This is a genomic window from Anthropogastromicrobium sp., from assembly GCF_037349415.1.
Taxonomy (GTDB): domain Bacteria; phylum Bacillota; class Clostridia; order Lachnospirales; family Lachnospiraceae; genus Anthropogastromicrobium; species Anthropogastromicrobium aceti.
On sequence record NZ_JAXWCK010000059.1, the window covers coordinates 21,267 to 28,927 of the forward strand.

Here is a 7,661-nt window from a genome sequence, read left to right on the forward strand (position 1 = left end):
ATAAGAAATGCTGTTAGCATTAGAGCTGTCTTTGAAGGAAAAAATTGAAAAGCAGTATGAAGAGTGGATGGCTTGCTGTCCGAACAAAAAGAGTGAGATAGATGCGTGGATTAAAAGCGCAGATGAGGACGAGGCAGTCTGCATGAAGTACCTTTACGCATATATGCATCCGTGTGATATTGTATCTTATGATGTAGAAGTGATTGCATCCTATGTAAAGGCAACACTCGATATGTATGCGAATGTTCCATATGCAAAACAGGTGCCGGCAGAGCTGTTCTTTACATATGTATTATGCGTGCGTGTCAACAACGAGGATCTTGATAAGAGCCGTGAGTGGATTTACAGACAGCTTGTTGATCGCGTTAAGGATAAAAAGACAATGGTAGAGGCCGCACTTGAGGTTAACTACTGGTGTTATGAAAAGGCAACCTATATTCCGTCTGATGATCGTACTCTGGCACCATTTGGTATGTGCAATTCCGCACGCGGACGATGTGGTGAGGAATCAACACTTGCTGTATCTGCTATGAGAAGTGTTGGTATTCCAGCAAGACAGTGTTATGTTCCGCGCTGGGCACACTGTGATGACAACCATGCATGGGTTGAGGTGTGGGCAGACGGCGATTGGCATTATCTTGGAGCATGTGAGCCAGAACCAGTACTTGATAAGGGTTGGTTTACTGCAGCTGCATCAAAGGCAATGCTTGTTCATGCAAAGGCATTTTCGGACCTGGAAAGCTCTGCAGAAATAGCCTACAAGACACCGCTTTATGCGCTGATGAATGTAACAGAGCGCTATGCAGATTGTGCGAAGCTGACTGTAACAGTAACTGATCATGGCGTACCGGTGCAGAATGTTTCTGTTTTATTCTGTCTTGTCAATTATAGTGAGCTTTTCCCACTTCATAAAGAAAAAACAGCATCTGATGGCAGTGTGTCCTTTATGACAGGTAAGGGTGATCTGTATGTATGCACCGTTTACAATGGAAAATATCTTGGTCAGAAAATTGATATGAGAGAGCAGCAGTCTGTTGTATTAAAGATGGAGCAGGCAGCAGATCCAGAGAAGATGGAAGGCATAATCGAGGAGCGCTTTGATTTGAACCCACCGATTGAGGCTATGCCAAAGAGTACTGGTGCACAGATGAAGAGTGTGCATGAGGCTCGCCTTGCTGAGTGTGAGAAGATTCGCGCTGATTATGAGGAAGGCTTTGTAAAGGAAGATAAAGACAACAGTGATCCGTGGAATCGCTATTTTGTCAATGCAAGAGGAAACAGACAGGAGCTTGAAAAATTCAGACAGATGACTGAGTTTACAGATGAGGATAAGCGTCTGATGCTTGATACGCTTCGTGATAAGGATTTTCTTGATACTACAGCAGAGGTACTTGCATCATATTTGCGTGCTGCATTGCCATATAAGAACAATTTCTGTACAGAGCTTTACCAGAAATATTTGCTTGCACCGCGTGCTGGTCATGAAAAGCTTATGGGAAGCAGAAGCCGTATTGTTTCTCTGTTATCTGAAAAAAATGTATTCCCACAGGATGGCACAGTGACTGCAAAGATGGTATGGGAGTATGTAAATCATGGCTTAAATACAGTGCCGGATTATGGAACAGGAAACTGGCCGGCAGAGGCAGATGGCTGTATAAAGTGTGAGATCATTACCGAGGTTTCAAAGAGAGTTGTCTTTGTTGAGATTTGCCGTGCTATTGGTATTTTGGCACGCTTAAATCCAGTAACAGGAAAGGCAGAGAGCGTTTGCGAAAAGAACGGTGAGATTTGCTTTGAGTCTATGGAAAAGGAAGTTCAAAAGATAGATGAGCCAGAGAAGCAGGTAACACTGACTTTAGTAAATAAATCTGATCGTAAGCTTGAGTACTGGCTTCATATGACGATTGCCCGTTTTGAAAATGATGTTTATCAGACGCAAAACTATGATGATCTTGCAATTGAGCCGGGAGAAGAAAAGGAACTTTCCTTGGCGAAAGGTGCTTACCGCATCATCACCACACAGCGTCAGATTGATGGTGGCGTCAGCTGTATCGCAAGCAGCTTTGTTATGAGCGAAGATCGTGTATTTGAGCTTCGTCAGGCACCGGCAAAGATTGCCGAAAAGTGTCATGAGGCAGAGCTTAGTGATGCGACAGTACAGCAGGTGACAGCAGAGGGAAAGATGGTTGGCGATCCTGTTTTGATGACTTCACTTTATCAGGGACAAAAATCAATTCTTGTTTTTGCAGATCCAGGAAAAGAGCCGACAGAGCATCTGTTCCAGGAGATTCTTGAGTGTAAGGAAGCTTACAAGAGGCAGGGATACAGAGTTATAATTGCACTTGAGAATACGGATGTTTTAAAGAACGAGACATTACAGCGTGTACTTAATGCAGGGTTAAATCTTGTATGCGTGACAGTAAAGAATGATGCATATTTGTATCAGCTGCATGAGGCACTTCATGTCGGAGACGAGCGTCTTCCATATGCTGTTGCAGTGAATACAGAAGGCAAGGGACTTTTTGCATTCGCAAATTATAACATTCGTACAGCATGGACATTGATGGAAATTCTTGATGCAAAGGGCTAATTGGTTGAAGTTTATGGACAAGTAAATATTTATTGCAAAGTCCGAGGGACTTTTGTAACATTGTGTGTGAACAGTAACACTAATTGAAAGAAATTTTCAAAAAAACGAAATTTGATCTTCCAATTTCTTGAAGATCGCATTATAATGGTAGCCGCAAAGGTCAGACGCTTGCGGCTACCATTTGCTATTATATGAAAGTGGGGAGATACATTATGGTATCACAGATTTTAGCTGTCCTTATTTTTCTCGTGATGTTCGCCCTGATCATTACTGAGAAGATAGAGAGACACATTGTAACACTAGGCTGCGGTTTGCTTATGATCATTTTAGTATTCGGTATCACAATGCATAGCGGCAGCGCAATCATGGAGACGCTGAATATTGGAAGTATTTTCACGGCGGACTTCTGGCATGCTTCCAGTGAGGCAGGAGAGTCTTCATCTGGAATCAACTGGTCAACGATCATTTTTATCGCAGGTATGATGATCATGGTTGAAGGAATGGGAAAGGCAGGATTTTTCCGTTGGCTTTGTCTGCAGATTGCAAGACTTGTTCACTATAAGCCAACTGCTGTATTTGTCACCTTTATGATCATGTCATTTGTACTGGCTATGTTCATTGACAGTATTACAGTTATTTTGTTTTTGGCAGCAGTTACTATTGAACTTTGTCTTTTGTTAAAGAGCAATCCGGTACCGATGATTATCGCAGAGATTTTTTGTGCAAATCTTGGTGGCTCAGCAACCATGTGCGGAGATCCGCCGAACATCATTATCGGAACCTCCATGGGCTACAGCTTCTTTGATTTCTTGACAAACACAGGTGCCATTGCAGCAATTTCACTTATTGTGGTTGTAGTTTACTTTTATTTCTGCTTCAGAAAGAAGCTTGTTGCACCGGGAACAGCGCCTGTTGATCCGGCATCTTGTCCAGATCCAAATTCCGCCATTACAGACAAGAAGGAGTTTATTAGCAGCGTAGTGATCTTTTTGATCGCAGTTGTTCTTCTTGTTTCACATGCAAATACAGGACTGACAGTTGCTTTTATCGGTACATTTATTGCAATTATTACTTTGATTATAGAGCATAAGTATGCAGCAGAGCTGTTAAAGAAGGTTGATTACAAGACACTGTTGTTCTTTGTTGGACTTTTCGTTGTTGTTGGTGGTTTGGAGCAGACTGGTGTTCTTACAGTAATTGCTGAATTTATCAGTAAGGTAAGTGGTTCCAACACAAAGTTAATGGTAGCAATTATCATCTGGATCTCAGCATTTGCAAGTGCATTCGTTGATAATATCCCGTTTGCAGCAACCATGATTCCAGTTGTCAGAAGCTTGTCAGCACTGCAGGGTGTTGATTTGGAGACACTTTCCTGGGCACTGGCAATGGGTACTGATATCGGAGGAAGTGCGACACCAATCGGTGCTTCCGCAAATGTAGTAGGTATTTCCGTATCTTCAAAGAATGGTCATCCGATTGGATGGGGCAAGTACTGTAAGTATGCAGCACCGGCAACCATCATTGTTGTTTTGATTTCTATGCTGTTCATATTTGCCAGATATATGTAATATGATACCAGGGTCAAAAGGTCAGAAATCCGATGCGAGCTCGCTTCAACATCATATATTCAAGGTTTTATAAAAATATTTACAAATTGACTTCAAAGTTATATAATAAGGTAAATTAATTTTGTCGTCAGGAGGAATGGCAATGAGTGATCAGTTGATAATAACATTAGGACGTGAATTTGGAAGCGGCGGACATGCAATTGCAGTAGAGTTGGCAAACAGATATGGCATTAAGCTTTATGACCACAATTTGTTAGACGCTGTAGCAGCAGAGAAAAACGTAGATGTCGAGACATTAAGACGCTACGATGAGAAGCCAAAAAAACTGCTGTTTTCAAGAAGCCAGAATGGTTTTTCAAGTTCTGCAGAAGAAAATGTAGCATTTTTACAGTTTGAGTATCTGAAGAAAAAAGCAGATGAGGGAGAGTCTTTCATCGTAGTTGGAAGATGTGCAGAGACTGTTTTGGGTGATCGCCCTAATGTGATTTCTTTGTTTGTTCTTGGTGATCGCGAAGTAAAGTGCAAGCGTGTTATGGAGGTCTATGATCTGTCTGAGCGTGATGCACAGTTTAAAATGGAGCGTCATGACAAGTACAGAAAACAGTATCACAACTACTACTGCAAGGATAAGTGGGGCGATTCAAGAGCCTATGACTTATGCATTAACAGCAGCCGATTGGGATTTGATGAGACAGTAAATGAGCTTGAGGATTATATCAATCGACGCAGAAAAATGTTCAAGTAAAAAGAAAAAAGACAATGAGTGACGTTCTGCTTGATTTTTAGGCTAAAATTTGGCATAATAATCAGCGGAACGGTCATGCATAGAAAAAAGCCTGTTCCAAATGGAACGGGCCTTTTTGTTTTGGTTAGGATACATGGTAACCCATACGTTTGAGTTACATGGATCAAGAGATGTCCGATTACAGACGTCCACAGATCCAGTCCCAGATCTCGCCCCACCAAACGCGGCACGGGGATGCAAAATAGAAATCCATAATAGTTCCTCCTTTTTGTTAGTCAATGCTTCATTGCTGAGTTTACAATATCACACATAACTAAGAAAAACAAGTTTTTTCTGTATTCAGAAAGGATATATATGCCAATTCGATCCATTTGTTTTTTGCTTGGACAGCTACTGTTTATTCCATCATATTTTTATATGACAAAGACATTAAAGAAAGAAAAGCTTCGTGCACCTAGCTTCGTTCGCTTTCTTTTGGTATGCCCGCCCATGGCATACATTTATACGATTTTGTGCATGGGGCTGATTTATCGGCTTCTGCCCGGAAAAATATCATATGATATTATTTATGGTGTAGACTTTTTTGTATTTGGCATCTCCTTTTTACTGATGTATTTTTATGGACGTATGATGGAGCCGGTGGGCAGTGCGGCACGCTTTTTGTATCTATGTTTGTATCTGTTGTCCATGCCATTTACAGCTACATATGATTCACTTACCATGACAGTGCTGATTGATCTTTTGATGCCGATCATTGTTAATTTTATTTATTGCAAATGGGTTTGCCATCCAATCGTTGGGCTTAGGGAAGACTGCAATCGTATCAATGGTGTATTGCTTACGATTTTGATTATTGCAGAATGCCTGTTTTTGCTTAGAATCGCAGGTTTCTTGTTTATTGAAAGCCATGTAGAACTAAAAAAGTATGATGTATATTTTTCTGTTTACAGTTTTATCTATGCAATATTTGTCCTGATGTTTGTTTTTTCGGCGATTATTATTATTGTGCAGAATATCAAGTCAGCGCGGGAAAATGAACAGGCAGCAAAAAAGAACCATGAGCAGTCAATTGAAACAATAGAATCACTTGTACGTGCTGTTGATGCAAAGGATAGTTATACAAATGGTCATTCTGCTCGTGTGGCAAAGTATACAAGACAGATCTCAAAAATGCTTGGATATGATGATGAGAAAGCCGATGGCATGTATTACATGGCATTGCTTCATGATGTCGGAAAGATTGGTGTTGATGATGCAATTTTAAGAAAGCCTGGTAAGCTGACTGATGAAGAGTTTGCGGCAATTAAGGCGCATACCGTGATTGGTTCACAGATTTTATCGCGCATCAGTTCAATGCCAGAACTTCAGTATGGTGCGCTGTATCACCACGAGCGCTGGGATGGACGTGGATATCCGAAAGGCTTAAAAGGGGAGGAGATACCAGAAGCAGCGCGTATAATTGCAGTTGCTGATGCATATGATGCGATGACCTCAAATAGATCGTATCGAAAGGCATTAACGCAAGACTGCGTGCATGATGAAATTGTAAATGGAATAGGCAGGCAGTTTTGGCCGCCTGCCGCAAGAGCAATGCTTAAAATGATGGATCAGGATATTCATTATGATATGCGTCAAAAAAATGATAAGTCATCACAAAATGACGAACAAAAATATGAATATGGGATCAGCTAAAAACAGAAGCATATGTATAGTTTTCGGCCTCTGTGTCAGTTAGTGTATGTGTCCATGACGGGCGCGCACCTGCGGCACCGGGGCCATAATTTTTGTATTCTGCAAAGTATACAGTATCGTGAGCATCAATCTTTACCCAGTCGTGCCAGCCTTCAGGTTTGATATGATCACCTATCTCAGAATTTAAAATGACTACTTTTGCATACTCACGCCATGGGCGGCCAAGGTAACATGTATTAGGCTCACTTCCAATAAAGCGGCAATGATTGAATATGTAGCCATAAGTTTGACCTTTTGGCGATGAACCGGCCGTCACATAGCCACCGCCTTCAGGAAGTGATTCAAGTGTACAATTTTCAAAGTAAGCAGTGGCGCTTCCAAAAATAAAATCGACACCACCGCATATATAAGTATTTTTATAATATTGTCTTCCGTTGATGCGCGGGGCAAATTCCTTCGGACCGCGAAAGCCGCCAGGTTCCTTTTCTTTTTCAGGAAGCGGCCCTGTAAAGAGAGTGTCCTGACTTCCAATAAGACGGCAGTTTTCCACACGTATTCCTTCTCCTTCAGCATATAGAGCAATCGCCTGACCAACTTCCTTTCCAGCGCCAGCAGCATTTTCTACAGTGAGATTGCAAAGAGTAATATCTGGCGCATCTAAAAATAAAGTGTAGGTGCGAAAGGTACCTCGCTTTATTCCGTCTGGCATGATTTCTCTTGCATAGTCATCATATGTAAGAATCGTATTTGAAGCATCGTCGCCCATAAGTGTAACGTGAGGCTGTGAGACTGTCAGCTTTTCGTGATAGCGTCCCGGTGCAATGTGTATTGTGACAGGCATAGGAGCATAGGCTTTAGCAGCCTCAATAGCATCAGCAATGCGTGGAAAAGAAGTAGATTGTCCAGCGTTAATAGTAATCATAATGTGATCCTTTCTGATTTTGTGACTTAAATTTGTACCATACTGATATTTTAAAATATCACCTTTTTGCTGTCAATATGAGCTTGCGTTTTTACAAAAGTCGGGCGGGAAAGCCAAGAAACTTTTTGCAATTATCGGACAATG

General features: G+C 41.5%; 5 protein-coding genes. 4 read left to right on the forward strand and 1 reads right to left on the reverse strand.

Translation table 11 applies throughout. From position 1 onward, the window contains the following. The first annotated feature begins 7 nt into the window (after positions 1–7). The 4 genes from WJP93_RS13305 (at position 8) to WJP93_RS13320 (ending at position 6,595) form a co-directional block, all read left to right on the forward strand. Positions 8–2,590, forward strand: coding sequence for a transglutaminase-like domain-containing protein (locus tag WJP93_RS13305; protein ID WP_337548733.1), 2,583 nt, complete (start codon positions 8–10; stop codon positions 2,588–2,590). A 212-nt stretch (positions 2,591–2,802) separates the two neighbouring features. Next, on the forward strand, positions 2,803–4,158 hold the full coding sequence (locus WJP93_RS13310; RefSeq protein WP_066560007.1) for an SLC13 family permease: 1,356 nt from the start codon (positions 2,803–2,805) through the stop codon (positions 4,156–4,158). A gap of 142 nt (positions 4,159–4,300) precedes the next feature. Beyond that, entirely contained in the window at positions 4,301–4,903 is a 603-nt protein-coding gene (locus WJP93_RS13315) for a cytidylate kinase-like family protein (RefSeq protein ID WP_308731458.1), read from the forward strand. A 354-nt stretch (positions 4,904–5,257) separates the two neighbouring features. Continuing rightward, on the forward strand, positions 5,258–6,595 hold the full coding sequence (locus WJP93_RS13320) for an HD-GYP domain-containing protein (RefSeq protein ID WP_337548734.1): 1,338 nt from the start codon (positions 5,258–5,260) through the stop codon (positions 6,593–6,595). Here the strand turns inward: WJP93_RS13320 and WJP93_RS13325 are convergent. Continuing rightward, positions 6,588–7,517 carry a pectinesterase family protein gene (locus WJP93_RS13325; protein WP_337548735.1) on the reverse strand — a complete coding sequence of 310 codons (930 nt, stop codon included), beginning with the start codon at positions 7,515–7,517 and terminating at the stop codon, positions 6,588–6,590. The two genes, WJP93_RS13320 and WJP93_RS13325, sit on opposite strands and share 8 nt — an antisense overlap. Positions 7,518–7,661: the final 144 nt, after the last annotated feature.